Below are 21,510 nucleotides of genomic sequence, written 5' to 3'. Positions count from 1 at the left end.
CTCTACTTCCCTTCGAACTCCGGCTCGCGATCCTGCTGGAAGGCGGCGAGTCCCTCCCAGAGGTCGTCCGTGGTGAACAGGTGGCCGAAGGAGGAGGCCTCGAGTTCGAGCCCCGCCTCGAGATCCGTCCGCCCGGCGAGCATCGTCTTCTTGGTGAACTCCTGGGCGATCGGTGGGCCGGCGGCGAGGTCGCGGGCGAGTTCCCAGGCGCGGTCTTCGAACTCGTCGTTGTCGACGACCTCGTTGACGAAGCCGTAGTCGGCCATCGTCTCGGGGTCGTAGTCGTTTCGCGCGGTGAAGATGATCTCCTTGGCGCGGCCCTCGCCGACGATCCGGGAGAGGCGCTGGGTGCCGCCCCACCCAGGTAAGAGGCCGAGGTTGTGTTCGGGCTGGCCGAACTTCGAGCGACGGCTCGAGATCCGCATGTCGGCGCAGGTGGCGAACTCCATGCCGCCGCCGAGACAGTAGCCGTCGATGGCGGCGAGGACGGGCATCGGAATCTCCTCGAGGCGCCCGAAGACGCGCTGGCCCAGGCGGGACATCTCGGCGGCCTGGAGGCCGTTGGCGACGGAGGCCGTCGAGGCGTCGAAGCCGGCCGAGAAGGCGCGGTCGCCCGCACCGGTGACGAGTAGCGCGCGAACCTCGTCGTCCTCGACGAGCTTGTCGATCGCGTCGTCTACCTCCTCGATCATGTCCGTCGTGATCGTGTTCATCCGGTGGGCGCGGTCGATCTCGAGGTGGCCCACGCTGTCGTCGATTTCGACGGAAATCACGTCGTAATCGAAGCGCTCGCCGTCGCCATTGTCGCTATCGGCGTCGTAGAACCCGCCCGCCTCGGCGCGCTCGCGCAGGTACTCGTCGGGCTCGTAGCGAGCGTGGCCCGTCTCCTCGTGGGCCTCCTCCAGGACCTCGAGCAGTGACTCGAGGCCGTGATCGTCCGCCAGCGCGACCGGCCCCTCGGGCCAGCCGCCGCCGAGCATCACCGCCTCGTCGATCGATTCGGGCGGGGCGACGTCGCCGCCGATCAGCTTGGCGGCCTCGTTGGCGGTCGCGGCGAGCAGCCGTTCCTTCACGAACTCCGAGCCCTCGTCGCTGGGGACCTCCGCGCCGTCGCCGTCCTCGTAGTCGTAGAATCCCTTCCCGGTCTTCTTGCCCAGCTCCTCGTTCTCGACCTTTTTGACGAGCAGCGGCGCCGGCTCGTAGGCCTCGCCGAGCACCTCGTGGAGGTACTCGAGGACGTGGAGGCTGACGTCGTTGCCGACCTGGTCGCCGAGTTCGAACGCGCCCATCGGGAGCCCCATGTCGAACTTCGTGGTCGAGTCGACCTCCGCGATCGTGGCCTCGTCGTTCGAGACGAGCCAGGACGCCTCGTTCATCAGCGGGACGAGCACCCGGTTCACGATGAAACCGGGCGCGTCGCGGTGGACGCGAACGGGGGACTTGCCGAAGTCGTCGGCGAGCGCCTCGGTGAGCTCGAGGACCCCCTCGTCGGTGTGCTCGCCGGTGATGACCTCGACCAGCGGCATCCGGATCGGCGGGTTGAAAAAGTGCATCCCGCAGAACCTCTCGGGCCGTTCGGTGACCTCGGAGAGTTCCGTGATCGAGAGGCTCGAGGTGTTCGTCGCGAAGATCGCCCGGTCGGGGGCGTGCTCCTCGAGTTCGCCGTAGACGTCCTTTTTGATCTCCATCTTCTCCGGGACGGCCTCGATGACGAAGTCGGCGTCGCCGACGGCCTCCTCCATGTCGACCAGCGGCGTGATCCGCGCTAAGGTGTCGTCGGCTTTCTCCTCTGTGATCTGGTCGTTCTCGGCGAGCTTGCCGAGTGACCACTCGATCTGGTCGTAGCCGTCCTGGACGAACTCCTCTTTGATGTCCCGCATCGTCACGTCGTAGCCCGCGAGGGCTGCGACCTCGGCGATACCGTGGCCCATGTTGCCCGCTCCCAGAACTGCGACGGTGTTGATATCCTCGAGTTCCATGGACGGCTATCCAACTGCGACCCGTTTGAACGTTTCCCTCCGTCGAGAAGGAAACTCCGTCTCGGTTTACTTCGGGTTACAAAGCTCTTTATCGTTCAGGACAGAATCGACCGGTATGGATTTCGGACTCTCCGACGAGCAACAACAGATCCGCGAGGAGGTTCGCCGCTTCGCGGACAACGAGATTCGCCCCGTCGCCTCCGAGTACGACGTCGAGGAGAAGTACCCCCACGAGATCGTCGACAAGGCCGCCGAGATGGGGCTCACCGGTGCGTACATCCCGATCGAGTACGGCGGTGCGGGTTACTCGATCCTCGACACCTCGATCATCGTCGAGGAACTCTTTGCGGTCGATCCAGGAATTGCCCTCTCGATCGTCGCCTCTTCGTTCGGCTGCGAGGCGATCATGGAGTTCGGTACCGAAGAGCAGAAAGAGGAGTTCTTAGAGCCGGTCGCCCTCGGCGAGAAGATCTCGGGTGCGGCGATCTCGGAACCCGACACCGGTTCGGACGTCTCGTCGGTCTCGACGAGCGCCGAGAAAGACGGCGACGAGTGGGTGGTCAACGGGACCAAGATGTGGATCACCAACGGCACCGTCGGGGACTTCTTCGTCGTGCTCTGTAAGACCAACGAGGACGCCCCCGGCCGCTACAACGGCTTCTCCCAGATCATCGTCGAGTCCGACCGCGACGGCTTCAGCGCCGAGAAGATCACCGGCAAGCTGGGTATCCGAGCCTCCGACACCGCCGAACTCATCTTCGACGACGTTCGCGTCCCCGAGGAGAACCTCGTCGGCACCCAGGACGCCGCGTTCATGCAGCAGATGCACTTCTTCGACCAGACCCGAACCGCCGTTGCGGCCCAGGGCGTCGGCATCGCGAAGGGCGCCTGCGAGGCGGCCCTCGAGTACGCCCAGGACCGCGAACAGTTCGGGAAGCCGATCTCGGAGTTCCAGGCGATCCAGCACAAGCTGGCGGATATGCACACGAAGACCGAGGCCGCCCGCAACCTGACCTACAAGGCCTCCTGGAACGTCGACGAGGGCAACGACATCACCACGCTCGCGTCGATGGCCAAAGAGTACGCCTCGAGGATTGCCGTCGACGTCGCCGACGAGGCCGTCCAAATCCACGGCGGCGCGGGCTACGTCAACGACTTCCCCGTCGAACGGCTCTACCGCGACGCCAAGATCACCCAGATCTACGAGGGAACGACCGAGATCCAGAAGAACATCATCGCTCGAGAGCTGCTCGGCAAAGGGTTCTAGAACCCACCTTTTACTCTGCAGTCTGCTGCGCTGTGCGGCGCAGCCGTCAGCGCAGCGTCCCTCGGCAAAATCTTCAAAAGAGCTCTGCTCTTTTGGACTGGGCGATTCCGAAGAAATCGCTTGCAGTCAGCGTGCTCAAAATCGAAGATTTTTGGCATCACGAAACGGCGGAGCCGTTTCGAACGACTTCGCGCCGACGACCTCGCGGAAGCTCCGCTTCCGCTCAGGCTGGACCAAAAGCACGCCGGCCTCAGTTCCGTCGCGTGGCGACCCGGCTCACGGCTTCGCCGTTCGCCAACCGCGGCGCGTAGCGCCGCGCTCTCCACGTCGGCCGCCGGCCCGCTCGCTCACGTTGTTCGCTCGCGGTGAATCGAGGCAGGACCGCCTACCCTCCCCCGAGTCGCGTGCGCGGCGAGTTTCGCCGCGCACACTCCCGGCCACCAGGTTTCGGGACTCTCGAGTCAGCCGCTTCGATCCGAATCGGTATCAGTGCCGACGCGATCCGTGTCCGTGTCACCGTCATCGCTGTCTGAATCGGTGTCACCGTCGTCGCTGTCTGAATCGGTGTCACCGTCATCGCTGTCTGAATCGGTGTCACCGTCGTCGCTGTCTGAATCGGTGTCATCGTCGTCGCTATCGGAATCGGTGTCGCCATTGGCGGTGTCCACTCTCGAGCGATCCGTCTCTTCCGGGTGATCCCAGCGGCGTGCCTGCGTCGTGGCACTTTCGGGGTCTTCGGTGAGTATCGAGTGGCTTCGGGATGCGGGTTCGGGCATCGGTTCACCTTCGAGGACGTACAACACGACGGGTGGCAGGACGTAGGAGCCGACCGCCAGTGCCGCGAACAGCGGATCGACGAACACCAGCAGGGCGAAGATGGCGAACGCGGCCGCCGTCGCCGTGTGGAGCGGGCGCTTCGTGTACGCCAGATAGTACCGCCACAGCCCGCGGAGCCAGTGGATCACGTGGGGTTCCTCGAGTCACCCTACGCGAACGACCGGGAACCCTTTTTCGTGTCGGCCCGTACGACCGAGCATGAGAGAGTTCGTCTTCGCCCTCGAGTACGACCCCGGAACCAACCCGGTGGCGGACGTGCTCGAGGCCCACCCGGACACGACGATCCGGTCGCTGTCGTGTCACGTCACCCCACAGAGCCTCTGGCGGGTCGACCACGCGACGGGCTCGCCGGAGGCCCTCGAGGCGCTCGAGGCGGCCTACCGCGACTCGGCCTACTGCGCCGACTGTCTCGTGCGCGACGACTGCGGGGCCGATTGCGAGACGCAGGTGCTCGACCGCTCGCGGGACACGCTGGTCGTCTACACCTACTGGGACCGCACCGACGTTTGCACTTCGGTTCCCCACGTCGCCCTCGAGTACCTCGGCGAGGGGCTGCTGTTCGAGACCTACCGGGAGGGCCGGCGCTACCGCTGGCGGATCGTCCTCTCCGAGGACGCCCCGATTCACGACTTCTTCGACGCTCTCGGAACCGAGGTCGGCGAGTGTGCGGGGATGGAGATGCTCCGGCTGACGGATCTCGACCCGGATCGGGGACTCGAAGGAGCCGACGATGACGGCACGCTCCCCGACGAACAGCGCCGCGCGCTCCGGGCCGCCGTCGAGTCAGGCTACTACGAAACGCCACGGAAGATCGACCTCTCGAAACTCGCCGACGAACTCGAGGTTCCGCGTTCGACGCTCTCCTACCGGCTCCGGCGGGCCGAAGCCGCGCTCGCGACCGAGTTCGTCGCCGAGGACGACTCGCTCGAGGCGATCGCACCGACGAACTGACCGATCTCGACGGATCGGGAGCTGACGGTGCCCCCTTTTTCTCGGGTGGTTCAACCCCGTGCAACGGTTGTCCGCGTACCGAACAACCGCCGCCGAGTCTGCGGTGCCAATCATCCGACGGTGAGACTGCAGCGCCGATCAACCGCAACCGGGTGGGACTGAAAGGGGCCGGGGGCTTTCGCAGTGATACCTGTGAGATCACGTCCTGCTCGCACGACCACACGGAATGGCCACACCCTCCCCAGCCGACTCACTCGCTCCGCTCGCTCGCCCTCGCACGGCGTCGTCGACCGCCCTCGCTGGCGCTCGAGCGCTCGACAGCGTGTGCCACCGCAGGGAGGTTGGGCAGCCCGAAGTGATACGCAGTTCTCCTGTACACGCCGAAAATACCAGATTAACGAAGATAATATAAACACGGAGTTTGCTAAGTGCGTTTGCTTAGTGAACGTTCATTCATCCTGGAGCATACGCCGAGCGAAGCGAGGCGTTTCCCCGCCGAAGCGGACGAAGTCCGCGACGGCGGCTTTTTGGCATCAACGGGTTTTGCCGGGGGCGTCGGCTGGCGTCTCCGACGCCAGCCTCAACCCCCGGTAAAAGAGGTTGCTGTATTGATCGCGAGCGTCACGCCGAAACCCGGGTAAAGAAATTCGACGGATAGACTCTACCGTCAGATCCTACCGTAGTTGGCGTGCGCCAAATAACCCGTATCCGACGTGACCGAGTACGGATATGCAATGAGCGAGCCCTCCGCCGACGCGACCCGCTCGAGACGCCTCGAGCTACGGGTTCCGTCGATGGACTGTCCGTCGTGTGCCGGCAAAGTCGAGAACAGCGTCGAGCGCCTCGAGGGAATCGAAGAGATCGACGCCCGCGTGACCAGCGGAACGCTCGTCGTCGAGTACGACTCCGCGCAGACGAGCGAGGCGGCGATCCGCGAGCGCGTCGAGGCGGCGGGCTACGCCGTCGACGGCAACGAAGGCGGACGGGAACTCACCCTCGCCGTTCCCGAGATGGACTGCGCCTCCTGTGCGAGCAAGGTCGAGAACGCCCTCGAGGGCCTCGAGTCCGTCACCTCGATCGCCGCACAGCCGGCGTCGGGGCGCGTGACGGTCTCCGGGAGCGGCCTCGAGGAGGAGGCCGTCGTTCGAGCCATCGAGCGCGCGGGCTACGAGGCGACGCCCGACGGTAACCGAGATCGCGTTCAGGAGGCGAAGCGGGTGTGGCGAACGCCTCGAGCCGCCGGAACCGCCGTCGGCGCCGTCCTCGTGGTCGTCGGACTCGTCCTCGAGTTCGTTCTCCCCGGCCTCGATCCGGTTCTCGCCACCCTCGGCGGCCGACCCTACGAGCTCTCGCACGCGCTGTTCGTCGCGGCCGCGGCGATCGCTGGCGCGCCGATCGTCCGCAACGGCTACTACTCGGCGCGAAACCGGAGCCTCGACATCGACTTCCTGATGGCCGCGGGTATCGTCGCCAGCGTTGCGGCCCACCACCCCAAGGAGGGAGCGATGCTCGCGGTGCTGTTCAGCGTCGCGGAGCTGCTCGAGCGGTTCTCGATGGACCGGGCGCGGGACTCCCTGCGGGAACTGATGAGCCTCTCGCCGGAGACGGCGACCGTGCTGCGACCGGACGGCAGCGAAGAGACGGTTCCCGCGAAGGCGGTCGAGGTGGGCGACATCGTCGTCGTCCGGCCGGGCGAGAAGATCCCGACCGACGGGGTCGTCCTCGAAGGCCAGAGCGCGGTCGATCAGTCGCCGATCACCGGCGAGAGCGTCCCCGTCGACCGCAGTACGGGCGACGAGGTCTATGCGGGCACCATCTCGGAAGCGGGCTACCTCGAGGTGGAGGTTACGAGCGAAGTGGACGACTCGACGCTCGCCCGAATCGTTCACCTGGTCGAGGACGCAGAACGCGAGAAGACGAAACGGGAGCAGTTCGTCGACCGCTTCGCGAACGTTTACACGCCGGTCGTGGTGACCATCGCGGTGGCGGTCGCCGTGGCTCCGCCGCTTCTCGTCGGCGCGTCCTGGGACACCTGGTTCCTCCGCGGGCTGACGCTGCTGGTCATCGCCTGTCCCTGCGCGTTTGTCATCTCGACGCCCGTGAGCGTCGTCTCCGGGATCACGAGCGCGGCGAAAAACGGCGTGCTGATCAAGGGCGGGCGCCACCTCGAGGCCGTCGGCGAGAGCGACGTCCTCGCGATGGACAAAACGGGGACGCTCACGACCGGCGATCTCTCGGTGACTGACGTCGTTCCGCTCGAGGGGACGAGCGAGGACGAGGTGCTCCGCCGGGCTGGCGCCGCGGAATACCGGAGCGAACACCCGATCGGGCGAGCGATCGTCGGCTACGCCGAGGAACGGGGTCTCGAGCCCGACGATCCCGACGTTTCGGAGTTCGAGGCGCTAACCGGAAAGGGCGTCCGCGCCGAGGTCGACGGCACCACTCACTACGTGGGCAAGCCGGAACTCTTCGACGGGCTTGCGGACCTGGGACACGTACACGCGACGACCGACGGCGGAGTGAGCCTGGCGTCGATGGGCTACGAGGCCGAGTCCCAGTGCGACCGAGAGGCGTGTCTCGACGTGCTCGCAGAGATCGTCCCAGAGCTTCAAGCCCAGGGGAAGACCGTCGTGATCGTCGGCACCGAGGACGGCCCGATCGGCGTCGTCGGCGTGGCAGACCGGGTTCGTCCGGACGCGGCCTGGGCCGTCTCGCGGCTGCAAGAGCAGGGCGTTCGCGTCGTGATGCTCACCGGCGACAACGAGGGAACCGCGCGGGCGATCGCCGAAGACGTCGGCATCGAGGAGTACCACGCCGAACTGCTCCCCGAGGAGAAACTCGAGTGGATTCGCCGACTGGAAGGGGAAGACGGGGTAGGAGAACCCCGCCACCGCGTCGCCATGGTCGGCGACGGGATCAACGACGCGCCCGCGCTCGCGACGGCGGACGTGGGAATCGCGATGGGGGCGGCGGGGACGGACACGGCGCTCGAGACGGCGGACGTGGCGCTGATGGGCGACGATCTCACCCGGCTTCCGTACCTCTACCGGCTCTCGCGGAAGGCCAACGGCGTGATCCGCCAGAACATCTGGTCGAGTCTGGCCGTGAAAGCGGTGCTCGCGGCCGGCGCGCCGTTCGGAGTCGTGACGGTGATTCACGCGGTGGTTATCGGCGACATGGGGATGAGCCTCGGCGTCACCGGCAACGCGATGCGCCTCTCGGGAGTCGAGCCCGAAACCCCCGACGCGGCGGGTACGGAGTGACCGAACAGATCACTGATCGGGGAGCAACTGCGAGAGTGCGAGTGCGACCACCGCGAGGCCGGCCAGCAGGAAGAACACCTCGTCGAAGAGGTCCAGGTCCGCGAGCACGCCCGCGACGGCCGGCGCCCCGGCACCGATCAGCATGAACGTCGTGCGGATGGTGCCCAGACCGGTTCCCTGCATATCCGTCGGGAGCGCGCCGGTCAGGTACGGCATCGTCATGACGGTCACTCCCAGAAGGGTGCTCGAGAGCATCGTGATCAGCAGGATCGGGACGAGCCCCTCGAGCAGCGGAAACAGCGCGAGGCCGACCGCTGCACAGCCCATCACGGCGGGCAGCGAGCGGCGGATGCCGAACCGGTCGTAGGCCGCCCCCGACAGCGGCTGAACGACGACCCCGAGCGCGAAGAACAGCCCGAACATCACCGTGACGAACGCCGTCGGGAGTCCCTTGACCTCGATCAGATACGTCGGGTAAAAGCCGGTGTACACCTGCCAGACGGCAAAGCCGAGCAGTTGAACGAGCGTCGCGATCACGATCGCGGGCTTTGCGAGCGCGACGAGGACGTACCGGCCGGTCTCGAGGCTCAGCGAGTCGACGGCGCTCGTCGGCCCGGAGGTCCGCGCGGGGAGGGCGAGCCAGAGGTAGAGCGAGACGCCGAGAAACAGCGGCACGGTGAAGCCGAAGCCGTACTGCCAGGCGAGCGCCGCCGCGATAAAGCCGGCCAGCGGCGGCAGCAGGGCGTTTCCGACTTCTCCTGCCGCCAGGGTGATTCCGACGGCCGCTCCGTCGTTGTCCGGAAAGAGATCCGAGAGCGCGGTGTAGCGGGCGACGCCGTACAGCGCCGTCGCCAGCCCGAACAGGGCCGTCGCGGCGAACAGGACGGACACCGTCGCAGCCGTCGCGACGAGGGCGATCGTCACCGCCGAGAGGGTCGTGCTGACGACGAGGATCCGCCCTTCGCCGAACCGATCGGCGAACATTCCGCCGGGAAGCTGGCCGAGGGCGTACGCTACCCAGAGCACGCTCAACAGGAGCCCCGCCTGGGAGAGCGAGAGGCCGTACTCCGTCCGGAGCGCGGGGAGTAAGACGGGGTAGACGAGGCGGACGCCGATCGAGAGAAACCAGCCCGCCGCGATCGCGAGCAGGACGGCGCCTCGGTCGTCGGTCCACAGCGTCTCGAGCCCGCGACGGATCGTCCCGAGGTCGCTCACGGCCACCAGCTCATCAGCGGGCGGGTTCGGCCTCCACCGGCATCACTGCTCGTGTTTCGGCGAGGCGCTACGTCCACCGGCTGACCGCTCGCCGAATCGCCTCGGTACCGGGACGGCCGTCGTGCCACCAGAGGGCGATTCCGGCGACGAGGATCGGTGCCTCGAGCCAGAGCGTCGTGACCTCGAGACCGCCGACGTGGCCGAGCGTTTTGACGCCGGAGTACTCGGGCATGTGGGTGATCGGCCAGAGGAGAAAGCCGAGTTCGTCGTAATCCCCCGAGAGGACGTGCCAGGGGACGTCCGTCGCGAGGTGCGAGAGGTAGCCGATGGCGAAGGCCGGTCCGAGGAGCCGCCGATTTCTACCGCTCGCGACCAGCCAGACGACCGCGATCACCGGAACCGCGAACAGCAGCGAGTGGCCGATCGTTCGTCCGACGGGGGTGAGCCCCCCGTGGTACAGCGACTGGTCGAGCAAGTCGGGAAGCGCCGCGCCCGCGATCGCGGCGAGCGCCGGCGCCTCTCCGGGCGGTTTGCCGCGACGCCAGCGGCTGTAGGCCGCATAACAGAGGTAGCCGACGGCGAGGTGGACGACCGGCTGCATCTCGGTCTGCGCTACGATAACGCTCCCCCTAAATGCCGTGGTGGCGGCGCTGGATCGAGCCGCGCGAACGTCCCGATCGCGTTTGGAGAGACACCTAAATTCGTTCGGCCCTGAGTTCACACCGATGACAGAAACAGCGACCGACGACCGTCGGGTACCGGCGGCCGTCGCGGACGGCGCGGGCGTCGAGAGCCGAATCGACGACGGCGATACGGACGCCACCGACGGACTCGAGTACGAGGTCGTCACGACGCCGGCGCTCGTGATCGGGGCGGGCGCGGCGGGTGCGCGCGTCGCCATTTCGCTCGCCGAGGCAGGGCTCGAGCCGCTGGTGATCGGCAAGCGCGATCACGGCGACGCGCACACGACGTGGGCGGCAGGCGGCGTCAACGCGGCGCTCGGATCGCTCGATCCCGAAGACGACTGGACGATCCACGCGGCGGACACGCTGACCGAGGGCCACCACCTGAACGATCCGGAGGCGGTCGAACTGGTCGCCGAACACATGCCCGACCGGATCCGCGAACTCGACGCCTGGGGGACCCCGTTCGATCGCACCGACGACGGGAGGATCAACCAGCGCTACTTCGGCGCCCAGTCCTACCGCCGCACTTGCTTCGTCGGCGATCGGACCGGAGAGGCGATGCTCGAGACGTTGATCGAGACGGCCCGCGAACTCGAGATTCCCCACCGCGAAAACGCCATGATCACGCGACTGCTCTCGGACGGCGAGCGCGTCTCCGGCGCGGTCGGCTTCGATATGGAGACCGGTGGCGGGCTCCTATTCCGGAGCGACCACGTCGTGCTCGCCGCGGGCGGCTTTTCGGCGGTCTACGATCGTCACTCCTCGCGGGACGAGGAGAACAACGGCGACGCCCAGGCGCTCGCGCTCGAGGCCGGGGCGCGGCTGCTCGACTGCGAATTCGTCCAGTTCCACCCGACCGGGATGGTCGGCGACCGCTACGGCGAGGAGTGGGACGGCCGGCTCGTCACCGAGGCGGTTCGCGGCGAGGGTGGGCGCTTCTACAACGCGGAGGACGAGCGGTTCATGGAGCGCTACTCGCCCGACCAGATGGAACTCGACGCCCGGGACGTCGTCGCGCGGGCGATCGCTCGAGAGGTCCGGGAGGGCCGCGGCACCGATAACGGCGGCGTCTACCTCGACATCACTCACCGAGACGCCGAGTACGTCCGCGACCGGCTGCCGTCGATGGTCGAGCGCTTCGAGTCGCTCGGCGTCGACATCACCGAGGAACCGATGGAGATCGCGCCGACGGCTCACTACACGATGGGCGGCGTCGACATCGACTTCCAGACCGGCGAAACCGGCGTCGACGGGCTGTACGCCGTCGGAGAGTCCGTCGCGGGCGTCCACGGCGCGAACCGCCTCGGCGGCAACTCGCTTGCTGAAACCGTGGCGATCGGAAAACTCGTCGGCGAGCACGTCGCCGACGCCGTGGCGAACGACGACCGCGACCCCGAAGTGAGCGACGACCAGCGGGCGCTGGCCGAGCGAGAGTTCGCGGCCCTCGAGGCGCTCGCGGCCGCCGACGGGGACGTAACCCCCCAGGAGCTCCTCGAGGACCTGGGCGACCTGCTGTGGGAGCACGCGGGCATCCTCCGGGATGAGGCAGGCCTCCGAGAGGGGCTGGCGAAGCTTGCGGCGCTGCGCGAGCGAACCGCGGACCTCCGGGTCGACGGCGACCTCACGTCGCGGTCGTTCGAGTACGCCGTCGACCTCTCCGTGAGCCTCACCGTCGCCGAACTGCTGCTCCGGGCGGCTCTCGAGCGAACGGAGTCTCGCGGCGCACACTACCGGGCCGACCACGACGACGAGGAGTCGGACTGGCGAGTCAACCTCGTGCTGTCGGTCGAGGAGGGCGAGCTCGCCCTCCGCCGGCGCGACGTCGGCGAACCCAGCAAGCCGGTACAGGAGGCCCTCAAGGAGGGGTACGAACTCGATTATCACCACCTCGAGTGAGGTCGCCGCGGGTGACGTACATCAGATTTCGAACGCCACGACCGACCGGAGCAGCGGACGTGGCGACTCCTTCGTGTCGTATCATGCCGTCAGTTACGCGATCCCAGTTTCAAACGCCGAAAAGCGCCGCCGAGCCGGAACGGGGTGTTAGATACGAAGACCGGATCTGAATCGATCGGAAGTTCCCGCGAAAAACAACCGATACCGTGAAACTGTCGCGTCCATCCGCTACCGCACTCTCACTACGCGGTCAAACAACGTTGAATCCTCAGGTTGTTTACCAAAAGAGAAAATACTTGTGACTGAGATTCCAGTTTCCCGCATGGTCCTTCTTCGAACCAGGCGGTCGATTCTCAAAACAGGTGGCATAGCATCGGCAGTCGTGTTGAGTGCTGGTTGCAGTTCGCGCACGTCCGATGAAGAAGGACTCGAGATGGGCGATCTGATCGTGTCGAACACTCACCAAGAGGCACACACGATTCAGGTGGACGTAGAGAGCGACGGAACATCCCTCAGTAACGAAACGGTTGAACTGGCCGGCGACGAGTACGAGGTGATCGAATCGACGTGGTCCGCCGAACCGAAAACGTACGAGGTGTCGTACGCGGTCTCCGGCCCGGAGGTGGATTCCGAAACGCAAACGGAGACACTCACCCGAGAAGACGCTGTAGATGGTGACTGTACGATCCCTGCTATCGAACTACACCGGGGTGCTGCGTCGTTACAGCTGTGGGCCGCTGACGATTCTGCAGGCGAGTGTCCCGAGTGAGGTCCCGTGATCGAGGGGGCCAGAACGTGGACGGCGGACTCGAGGCCTGACCTCTCTCGAGCCCCCGTACCCGCTCAGAGATCGAGGCCGGCCACCGTCTTCGTCACCGTTTCCCCGTTCTCCTTGCGCCAGAGGAAGTTGGTGACGCTGACGCCGCCGCCGTACTCGCTTTCGACGTCCGGGCGGGCGTACTCGACCGGGCCGACCGTGTAGCTCCCGGTGTCGAGGAGATCCGACGGCACCTCGACGAAGTACCGGACCGTGCCCGACTCGAGCGGTTCGTCTGCGGTGACGACTTTCCGGTCGCCGTCGCTGATTTCCGCGACGCTTACATCGCCGCCGACGACCTCCCACTCGCCGGGAATCCGATCCCTGATCTGGACTGGTTCGTCGCTGTCGACGTGGATCCGTACCTGGCTGGTCTGGCCCGCCGTAAAGAGCGAGGCGTCGGCCTCGCGCTCTACGTCGAGGTCGATCGGCGTATCCTCGCCGACCGGAATGTCGTCGTGAGCGATGGCCTGTGGCCCCTCGTTGATCCCGCTCGAGAACGCGACGCCGTTTCGCATCACCGACGACCAGTGGAAGGGCGTTCCCGAGGAGAGCGCCTCGAGCGTGGCGTCCTCGGGAACGGCGGGGCCGACGCGGCTGTAGCCCGTCGCCTCGAGGGCGAACTCGTCGGTGATCTCCATGAATCGGGTGCCGGCGTGGTAGTGGCCGGCGACGACGTTTCCGTCGGCGTCGATGTCGAGGTTGTGCGCGCTCAGGTTGAAGTCGTCGAACCCTTCGTACTCGTGGTCGCCGTCCTCCGCTTCGGCCTCGAAGCCGGGCGTCTCGTCGAACGTCTGGTCCGTCGACTCGAAGAGGATCCAGTAGTCGAGTTCCGTCTTTCCGTTGTCCTCGTACATCTCGAACGCCGTCCGGCTGGCGGCCTCGACGCCGTCCTCTCGGAGGGTGCTCGAGGCGCCCAGGTACACCGGTTCGTCGCGCTCTCCGGCGAGAACCTCGTCGATCGGATCGGCGTCGACGAGGTAGTAGTGACCGGTTTCGCCGTCGGTGCGGACGTCGCCGAGGTCCTCGTGGCTCGAGGGGTTCTCGTGGCCGGCGACGAACACGCGCTTGCCGTTTTGCAGCGTCGGTGCCGGCACGGTGTGGTGAGCGCGGTCCTGCTCGAAAACGCCGAGTTCCTCGATATCGGTCGGATCGCTCACGTCGAGCAGGCGGGTGCCCGCGTTCCAGTTCGCCAGGTAGGCGACGGGCGTTCCGAACCGGGGGTCGTCCTGGACGACGATGTCGTGGGCGTAGGCCTCCCCGCCGTCGGTGTCCGTCTCGGCTCCCGGCTGGGCGAGTTCCGCCGAGTAGTTCCACCAGTTGACGAACTCCAGCGTCCCGAGGTCGCGGTCGAACTCGAAGACGTTGATGCCGCCGGTGACGCCGTCCTCGCCGTGGGTCGTGAAGACGTACTCCCGGCCGCCGATCTGGTGGTACCAAGCGTTGTGCGGCCCGAGCGCCCACACCGACAGCGAGGTCTGCGTGACGAACTCGGGGTTGCCCGGATCGGAGATGTCGACGACCTCGAGTGCCGCCCCGTCGGCGCCGCCGCTGTCCGCGTCGTCGTCCTCGAGGTCGAGTTCGGTTTCGTCGAACAGCGCGGTCAACGGCTGTTTCGAGACGAAGGCGTACTGGCCGTCGTCCGAGAGCTTGACGTCCATGCAGGCCGCTCCGTCGTTCTCGTTACCGTAGAACGAGAGGACCGTGAGGTCGGCGTCCTCGAGTTCCTCGCGGCTCTCCGCGCGAGTGAACTGGCCGACGTCGAGAACGGCCATGCCGCGTCCCGGCGTCTCGTCGCGCGAGGAGAACGCCGAGACGACCGCCAGATCGTCGTGAACCCGCAGTTCGGTGAACGCCCCGTAGTGGGGGTCGTCGGGACTGCCCGCGAACGCCGCCGACCCGATGCCGCCGGCGCTGTGGTAGCCGACGACCTCGGTGTTCGCCGCGGCGTTCGCACGGACGCCGTCGAACTGGTCGCCGTAGTCGCCGTCGGTGGTCGTTTTGTGTCCGCTCGCGACACCGCCGACGCCGACCACCCCCAGCGCGCCCGCCGTCGCTTTCAGGACGGTACGTCTCGTCGTTTGCTGTATGCTGTCGTCGCTCATAGTCGACCCGGTCGTAAATTCTCGAGAGCGTTAATAAGGGATTTTGACAATCGCGTCAAATTGATCGCGCTGAATTAACTGACGGGCGCACGAAGCGGGCGGTGAACCGACTGTACGTCGTCCATACCGGACGCGGGCAGCGCGTCAGTTCGATCGAGTCGAACCGTCTCGTCGAGGCGATCAATCGCGACATACCAATACCGGTTCGGCTCGTCCCGATAGCCCATGGACTCGAGCGATCCGCGCCACCACCCTGTCGACGAGCGGTGGTACACGCTGGCGGTCGACGGCGTGATCGGCGTCCAGATCGCCGACGCCGACGGCGGGGAGCCGTCGGAATCGGCCTGGATCTGGTCGTCGCGGTGGTACGACGCCGCCGCCGCGCGATAGCCGCCGCCGTCTCGCGATCGCGACCGAGAGGCATTTGTTTCGCTCGGCCCTGGTGTCTCCTACGTCGACCACAGCATGATAGACGAGGCGAAACCCGTGTTGCGCCGGGACCCGGTGATGGAACGGCTCCTCGAGCGCCACGACCCCTACAGCGAACCCGACTGGTCGGAGTACGAGCGCCTGTGTATCTCGATCATCAACCAGCAGCTCTCGACGGCGAGCGCGACCGCCGTGCGGGGGCGGGTGTTCGAGGTGCTCGACGACGAGATCACGCCCGAGCGCGTGCTGGCGGCCGACGAGGAGGCGCTGCTCGCGGCAGGGCTCTCGGGGATGAAACTCGAGTACCTGCAGAACGCCGCTCGCGCGTTTCAGAAACGCGATTTCTCGCGTGAGGGGCTCGCAGATCACACGAACGAGGAGGTGATGGAGGCGCTGACGGAGATCCGGGGCGTCGGCGAGTGGACCGCCCGGATGTACCTCCTGTTCGTCCTCGAGCGCCCCGACGTCCTGCCGCTCGGCGACCTCGCTGTCCGCCGGAGCATCGAACAGCTGTACGGAAACGGTACGGAGCTGACGCGGGCCGAAATGCGCGAAATCGCGGAGGCGTGGCGGCCCTACCGGTCGGTCGCCACCCTGTATCTCTGGGCGGAGTACGAGTCGGCGGACTGACGGAGCGGGCGCCGAACTCGAGTTACTCGACGGACTCCTCTTCTTCCTCGGGGCTGTCGGGCGCGTCGCGGTCGACGCGCTTGCTGACGTCGACGCGGTAGTTCTCGAGGATGTCCCGACCGAGGATGACGGGGTAGTCCATGTGGCTGCGGTCCTCGACGCTCGCGGTGACAGTGTGCTGGTTGCCGCCGACGCCGACGACGACGTCGACGACCGGGCGGCTCTTCGAGGTCTTGCGGCTCCCCGATTTCACGCGGGTGATCGACTTGATCGGCCCGGCGCCGATGTCGGCTGCCAGGCGGGTGTCGATGCTCGTCCGGGTGGCGCCGGTGTCGGACTTGGCGTAGACGGACTTCGACCCGCTGGTACCCGAGAGGACGACCTCTTCCGTGTAGCCGATGTCCGCCGGCTCCGCGTCCGCAGCGACGCGGGCGGCGGCGGGCATCGCCGCAGGATCGGAGTCGTCGAGCGTCGCCGAGAGCTCCTCGACGCGACGTTCGTCGACCTCGCCGCCGCCGCGTTCGATCGCGAGCTTCGCGATGTAGGGAGCGGGGCTCACGCGGGTCGCCTCGTACAGCCCCTTGAAGCCGGCCGTGGGGTTGACCTCGAGGACGAACCAGCCGTCCTCGCCCTCGACGAGGTCGACGCCGGCGTAGTCGAGGCCGATGACCTCCGTCGAGCGAAGCGCCATCTCGCGGACCTCCTCGGGGAGGTCCCCGGTCGCGTCCTCGACGGCGCCGCCGAGGGCGACGTTCGTCCGCCAGTCGTTGTCGGGCGCGTAGCGGTACATCGCGCCGACGACTTCGTCGCCGACGACGTAGACGCGGACGTCGCGGTGGCGCTCGCCGTCGCGGTCGATGAGCTTCTGGAGGAAGGCGTAGCGGTTACCGACTTTGGCGTTGATCGGGTCGTCGGGGCCGACTTTCCAGGTACCGCCGCCGTGGGTTCCGATCGCGGTCTTGTACACCGCCTCCTCGCCGAACTCGTCGCGGGCGGCGTTGAGTCGGTCGCTGCTCAGCGCGAGCAGGACGTCGGGAACGCGGACGTCGTTCGACGCGAGCGCGGTCGCCGTCGAGAGCTTGTGCGCCGCGGTCAGCGTCGTCTCCGGTTCGTTCAACATCGGCACGAGCTTCGCGAGCGTGTTCGCGAGGCCCAGTTCCTCACACGGCTGTTCCGTGTTCGAGAGCAGCATTCGGTTGGCGATGACGTCGACTTCGGGTTCGATCGAGACGGTGCCGTCCCGGATCCGGACGCTCGTGTTCTCGCTGCGAAGCCACCGCGCGTCGTGGCCGAGATCCTCGATTGCGTTGCAGATCGCCTTCGTCTCTTTGCTCGTGTGCAAGCTGAGTACCCCCGCCCTGACAGGATTCTCGACGGTCATGATACGAAAAACGTCTGCCCACCGGAAAAACGTTGTTAGTCGAAACTGCCATGACAGCGGTTTTCAACCGCTTCGTCCCGTCTGCTCACCGAACTGTCGTCCGAGACAGATCACGAAATTCTCGTATTCTCCGGTAACTGTCAGCCTCGACTACCAGTGTGCCGTGCCGGTTCACGCGAGCACCGCTCTGACCTCGCGGGGATCGAGCAACCCGCTCACGACCGCGAGAACGGCCCAGGTGAGCGCGCCGAGCGCGATGACGACCGCCAGCATTGGGAGACTCGAGGCAAACGGCGCCACGACGACCACCGCGAGCGCCATCACGAGCGAGATCCCACAGATGAGCGCGACCGACCGACCGAGGCGCTCGAGGCGGAGGTTCAGTTCGCTGTGGACGATGTAGAGGTTCACCGCCACGTAGACGGTGTGGGTGACGATCGTCGCGATCGCCGCGCCGATGACGCCGATGGTCGGAATGAGCACGATGTTCAGCCCGAAGTTCGCGGCGGCGGTTCCGCCCTTGGCGATCGCGCGGGCACGGGCCCGGCCGAGGTAGTCGAGGCTGTCGCTGGTGAGGTTCGTGATCGCCTGGAGGACGATGAACAGACAGAGAATCTGTAAGACGGGGACGGCGGCGGCGTACTCCTCGGTGAACACCAGCGTGATGAACGGGTCGGCGACGAGCGCGAGGCCGACGGCCGCGGGGACGTACAGCAACAGCGCGTTGGTCAGCGCCGTTTCGTAGATCGTCCGGGCGTGCTCGAGCTGGCCTGCGGCCTTCTGCTCGCCGAAGTTCGGCGAGATCGTAAAGCCGAGCGACTCGACGGGCGCGAGGACGAAGTCGGTGATCTGCTTTGCAAGCGTGTAGAACGCGACGGCCGGCGAGGTGAGGAAGACGCCGACGAGGACGATGTCGATCTGCTTGTCGACGACGTTGGCGCTCCGGGTCGCCGTCAGCGGAACGCTGTACTCGAGCAGCCGCCTGGGGAGGCCGGGTTCGAACTGCGGGGCTCGCTCGTAGGTGCGGTAGAACTGGAAGTAGAGCACGGTGACGCCGAAGACGGCGGCGATCGCGTAGCCGACGACGTAGCCGAAGAAAGCGCCGAGCGCGCCGAAGCCGGCGAGGACGAACACCACCGCGAAGAGAAGCCGGGTCGCGCCGCCGATCGCCTGGACGGCCGCGCTGTAGACGAGGTGGTTGAACCCCTGGAAGGCGACCTGCGTGAAGCCGTTGAAGGAGTTGACGAAGATGTAGACGACGCCGGCGGCGAGGAACGGGGCGATCTCCGGATCGCCGAGCGTGATCGCGAGCTGTTCGTGGAAGACGAGCAGGAAGAACGCCACCAGCGTGATGACGATCAGTTTGTAGGCGACCGTCGACTGGATCAGGTACGGGATCTGACCGGGGTCTTTCTCCTGGTACTCCGCGAAGTACCGCGCCGCGGACTTTCCGAGTCCGACGTCGGCGAACAGCTGGATCACCGCCAGGATGCCGATCGCCCAGAACAGCGCGCCGTAGGCGTCGGGCTCGAGCAGATAGCGGGCGAGAACGACCATCAGAAGCGCGCTCGAGACCATGTAGATGGCTCGAGCGACGAGCGTTGCTTTGAAACCGCGAACGATGTGGTCCAGTGTACTCATGTCGTGAAAGCTGGCAGCCGTTCGGCAACAGACACCGAGTCACTCCGTCGGCGCCTCGCCCATTTGTAATGCGGTCGCTGTCGGGACGAACGTCGACACTACAGCCGCGGGGGGTGCGAAACTGGGTGAGAGCGGCGACAACACGCGGGGACCCGAGAGGCCGAAACGCGCCGCCGTGGCGCCCGTGTATCGGACAGCGCCGACGGTGCGGTCCGGGCTCGAGCGCGTAGCGTCGCCTTACAGGGACGAGTAGTGGTACCGAACAGACGACAGAACGCGGAGCTCGCGGAACCGACCGACGAAACGCGACGGCAGAATCAGAGGTAGGAGGCGTCCCAGCGGGTCGCCTTCCGGCGGTTTCCACAGGCGTTACACTCAATGCGTCCCATCGAGTCCATCGCGTTGTCCAGCGAGTTGCAGTTACCACAGAACCAGCCGTAGCGCTCCTCGCCCGAGTCAGTCTCGTAGGCGGTGTAAAACGGCGCTTTCGATCCCCTGGCGGCCTCGCCGTAGCTCACGAACAGCGTCTCGCCGTCGGACTCGATCTCCTCGAGCGAGCGCCACTGGTCGTCGGTCTCGAGGTCGCTGCCGACGAAGACGTTCTCGGTGTAGGTCTTCTCACCGACGTCGACCTCGCGGGTGCCGGCGCGCTCGAAGCCGTGGGTCGCGTAGAACTCGTTGCCGAGTTCGTTGTCCGCGAGGACGACGCTCCGGAGCTGGTCGGCGCCGAAGTCGAGCAACTCCTCGCGGGTGCGGACGAGCAGGCGGACGCCGGTGCCGCCACCGCGGTGGTCGGGGTGGACGTGCAGCCAGAGGATCTGGCCGATGTCGTGGTTCTCACCGATCAGCTCGCTCTGTGAGAAGCCGACGACGCCCTCGTCGGTTTCGACGACGAGAAACAGGACGTCGTCCGCCTCGAACTCCTCGGTGATGTCGTCGCCGTACCACTGTTCGACCGCGTTTTCGATCGTCTCCCCCTCGAGGAAGTCGGTGTAGGAACTCGAGAGCGAGTCGCGAGCGATCGAACGGATGGCGTCGACGTCGTCGGCAGTTGCCCTGCGGATGTCCATGGCGCCGGCTACGACGGCCTGCTACTAAATCTCTGTCCCGGACCGCGATTTTGCCGGCGACGCCGTCGCCGTGTCGCACGGTTTTATACCCTCGCCTGCATAGAACGCGGTATGACCGACGACGCCTCTCCTCCCGCGGCCTCCGTGGACGAGGCTACCGGCGCCGACGCGGATCCCGACGGACTCGACGAGGCCTTCACGTACAACGGCGGCCGCGTCGATCCGGGCGAGTCGGCGAACATCCGCTACGGCATCAGCGAGACGTATCTCGGCGATCCCGTCCGAATTCCCGTGACGGTGATCAACGGCGAGCACCCCGGCCCCACGGTGTTCCTCTCGGCGGCGGCCCACGGCGACGAACTCAACGGGATCGAGGTCGTCCGCGAGGTCGCTCACGACTGGGATCACGCCGACCTCCACGGCACGCTCGTCTGCCTTCCCGTGATGAACGTCCCCGGCTTTCTCGCCCAGGAGCGGTACCTCCCGATCTACGACCGGGACCTGAACCGATCGTTTCCGGGCCGGGAGGACAGCACGAGCGCGCGGCGGATGGCCCACCGGATCTTCACGAACTTCATCGAACCCTGCGACATCGGCCTCGACTTTCACACCTCGACGCGGGGTCGGACCAACATGCTCCACGTCCGAGCGAACATGGAACGCCCGGAGGTCGCCCGCCTCGCGAACGCGTTCAGTTCGAACGTGATCATCGCCGGCGAGGGGCCGTCGGGAACGCTCCGCCGGGAGGCGACCGAGGCCGGCGTGCCGACGATCACCATCGAGATGGGCGAAGCCCACCGGTTCCAGCGAAAACTGATCGACCGGGGGCTCACCGGCGTCGCGAGCGTCCTTGCCGAGTTCGGCTTACACCGGGAGTCGTCGGTGCACTGGCCCGGCTGGCGGACCGTCATCGACGACGCCGACGAGAAGACCTGGCTGCGCGCCGACGTCGGCGGGATCGTCGACATGAAACACGGCCGCGGCGAACTCGTCCACGAGGGCGACGTGATCTGTACGATCACGAACCCGTTCAAGGAAGAAGACGACATCGACACCGTCGAGGCTCCCTTCACGGGGCTGCTCGTGGGCGTCCTCGAGAACCCCGTCGTCTACCCGGGGAATCCGCTCTGTCACCTGGTGGGGCTGAGCGACGACACGCTCATCGCCCTCGAGCGCGAGCTGTCGAGCGACGGCACGTACATCGACGTCCCCGAGTGAGCACTCGGTCTCGAGATCCGGGTCGTCCGCAGTGGCGGCCCGGCTGTCCTCCGGAATCGCTCACAGACCGAGAGACTGACGGGCAGCGATAAAAGTAACTTCTATACCCCCGCGCCCTAACGGTC

16 protein-coding genes are annotated in these 21,510 nt (G+C 66.5%); 8 read left to right on the top strand and 8 right to left on the bottom strand.

What is annotated here, in order from left to right:
* Window positions 1-2: 2 nt before the first annotated feature.
* The gene (locus NMQ11_RS01440) at window positions 3-1,979 is read right to left on the bottom strand and encodes a 3-hydroxyacyl-CoA dehydrogenase/enoyl-CoA hydratase family protein (RefSeq protein WP_255169609.1); all 1,977 of its coding nucleotides are present in this window, start codon (window positions 1,977-1,979) and stop codon (window positions 3-5) included.
* Window positions 1,980-2,094: 115 nt separating this feature from the next.
* Here NMQ11_RS01440 and NMQ11_RS01435 point away from each other — a divergent pair, with 115 nt between their 5' ends.
* The gene (locus tag NMQ11_RS01435) at window positions 2,095-3,246 is read left to right on the top strand and encodes an acyl-CoA dehydrogenase family protein (RefSeq protein ID WP_255169608.1); all 1,152 of its coding nucleotides are present in this window, start codon (window positions 2,095-2,097) and stop codon (window positions 3,244-3,246) included.
* Between the two features lie 461 nt (window positions 3,247-3,707).
* Here the strand turns inward: NMQ11_RS01435 and NMQ11_RS01430 are convergent, their stop codons facing one another.
* Window positions 3,708-4,211 carry a hypothetical protein gene (locus NMQ11_RS01430; protein ID WP_255169607.1) on the bottom strand — a complete coding sequence of 168 codons (504 nt, stop codon included), beginning with the start codon at window positions 4,209-4,211 and terminating at the stop codon, window positions 3,708-3,710.
* 70 nt (window positions 4,212-4,281) lie between these two features.
* On the opposite strand from NMQ11_RS01430, the gene NMQ11_RS01425 reads away from it, so the two are divergent.
* On the top strand, window positions 4,282-5,034 hold the full coding sequence (locus NMQ11_RS01425) for a helix-turn-helix domain-containing protein (RefSeq protein WP_255169606.1): 753 nt from the start codon (window positions 4,282-4,284) through the stop codon (window positions 5,032-5,034).
* 734 nt (window positions 5,035-5,768) lie between these two features.
* Window positions 5,769-8,297: a heavy metal translocating P-type ATPase gene (locus NMQ11_RS01420; RefSeq protein ID WP_255169605.1), complete on the top strand. Its 2,529-nt coding sequence runs from the start codon at window positions 5,769-5,771 to the stop codon at window positions 8,295-8,297.
* Between the two features lie 9 nt (window positions 8,298-8,306).
* Here NMQ11_RS01420 and NMQ11_RS01415 read toward each other — a convergent pair whose 3' ends face one another.
* Window positions 8,307-9,518, bottom strand: a complete 1,212-nt coding sequence (locus NMQ11_RS01415) for an MFS transporter (RefSeq protein ID WP_425607695.1) — start codon at window positions 9,516-9,518, stop codon at window positions 8,307-8,309.
* Window positions 9,519-9,579: 61 nt separating this feature from the next.
* On the bottom strand, window positions 9,580-10,113 hold the full coding sequence (locus tag NMQ11_RS01410; protein ID WP_255169603.1) for a metal-dependent hydrolase: 534 nt from the start codon (window positions 10,111-10,113) through the stop codon (window positions 9,580-9,582).
* A gap of 124 nt (window positions 10,114-10,237) precedes the next feature.
* Between NMQ11_RS01410 and NMQ11_RS01405 the strand changes: the two genes are divergently transcribed.
* Both NMQ11_RS01405 and NMQ11_RS01400 read left to right on the top strand, forming a co-directional pair.
* Window positions 10,238-12,094, top strand: a complete 1,857-nt coding sequence (locus NMQ11_RS01405; protein WP_255169602.1) for an L-aspartate oxidase — start codon at window positions 10,238-10,240, stop codon at window positions 12,092-12,094.
* Between the two features lie 433 nt (window positions 12,095-12,527).
* Complete coding sequence (locus NMQ11_RS01400; protein ID WP_255169601.1) at window positions 12,528-12,863, top strand: hypothetical protein; 336 nt, start codon at window positions 12,528-12,530, stop codon at window positions 12,861-12,863.
* A gap of 74 nt (window positions 12,864-12,937) precedes the next feature.
* Here NMQ11_RS01400 and NMQ11_RS01395 read toward each other — a convergent pair whose 3' ends face one another.
* On the bottom strand, window positions 12,938-15,016 hold the full coding sequence (locus NMQ11_RS01395; RefSeq protein WP_255169600.1) for an LVIVD repeat-containing protein: 2,079 nt from the start codon (window positions 15,014-15,016) through the stop codon (window positions 12,938-12,940).
* Window positions 15,017-15,241: 225 nt separating this feature from the next.
* Here NMQ11_RS01395 and NMQ11_RS01390 point away from each other — a divergent pair, with 225 nt between their 5' ends.
* Entirely contained in the window at window positions 15,242-15,406 is a 165-nt protein-coding gene (locus tag NMQ11_RS01390; protein WP_255169599.1) for a hypothetical protein, read from the top strand.
* Window positions 15,407-15,481: 75 nt separating this feature from the next.
* Window positions 15,482-16,075, top strand: a complete 594-nt coding sequence (locus NMQ11_RS01385; protein WP_255169598.1) for a DNA-3-methyladenine glycosylase family protein — start codon at window positions 15,482-15,484, stop codon at window positions 16,073-16,075.
* A 22-nt stretch (window positions 16,076-16,097) separates the two neighbouring features.
* Here NMQ11_RS01385 and NMQ11_RS01380 read toward each other — a convergent pair whose 3' ends face one another.
* The 3 genes from NMQ11_RS01380 to NMQ11_RS01370 form a co-directional block, all read right to left on the bottom strand.
* Window positions 16,098-17,456 carry an ATP-grasp domain-containing protein gene (locus NMQ11_RS01380; RefSeq protein WP_255169597.1) on the bottom strand — a complete coding sequence of 453 codons (1,359 nt, stop codon included), beginning with the start codon at window positions 17,454-17,456 and terminating at the stop codon, window positions 16,098-16,100.
* 171 nt (window positions 17,457-17,627) lie between these two features.
* A complete protein-coding gene (locus tag NMQ11_RS01375; RefSeq protein WP_255169596.1) occupies window positions 17,628-19,097 on the bottom strand; it encodes a flippase in 1,470 nt (489 codons plus the stop codon).
* Window positions 19,098-19,414: 317 nt separating this feature from the next.
* Entirely contained in the window at window positions 19,415-20,167 is a 753-nt protein-coding gene (locus NMQ11_RS01370) for a GNAT family N-acetyltransferase (RefSeq protein ID WP_255169595.1), read from the bottom strand.
* Between the two features lie 111 nt (window positions 20,168-20,278).
* Between NMQ11_RS01370 and NMQ11_RS01365 the strand changes: the two genes are divergently transcribed.
* On the top strand, window positions 20,279-21,385 hold the full coding sequence (locus tag NMQ11_RS01365; protein ID WP_255169594.1) for a succinylglutamate desuccinylase/aspartoacylase family protein: 1,107 nt from the start codon (window positions 20,279-20,281) through the stop codon (window positions 21,383-21,385).
* Window positions 21,386-21,510: the final 125 nt, after the last annotated feature.

Source organism: Natrononativus amylolyticus, assembly GCF_024362525.1.
GTDB classification, from domain to species: domain Archaea; phylum Halobacteriota; class Halobacteria; order Halobacteriales; family Natrialbaceae; genus Natrononativus; species Natrononativus amylolyticus.
This window is presented reverse-complemented; position numbering and strand designations above follow the sequence as displayed.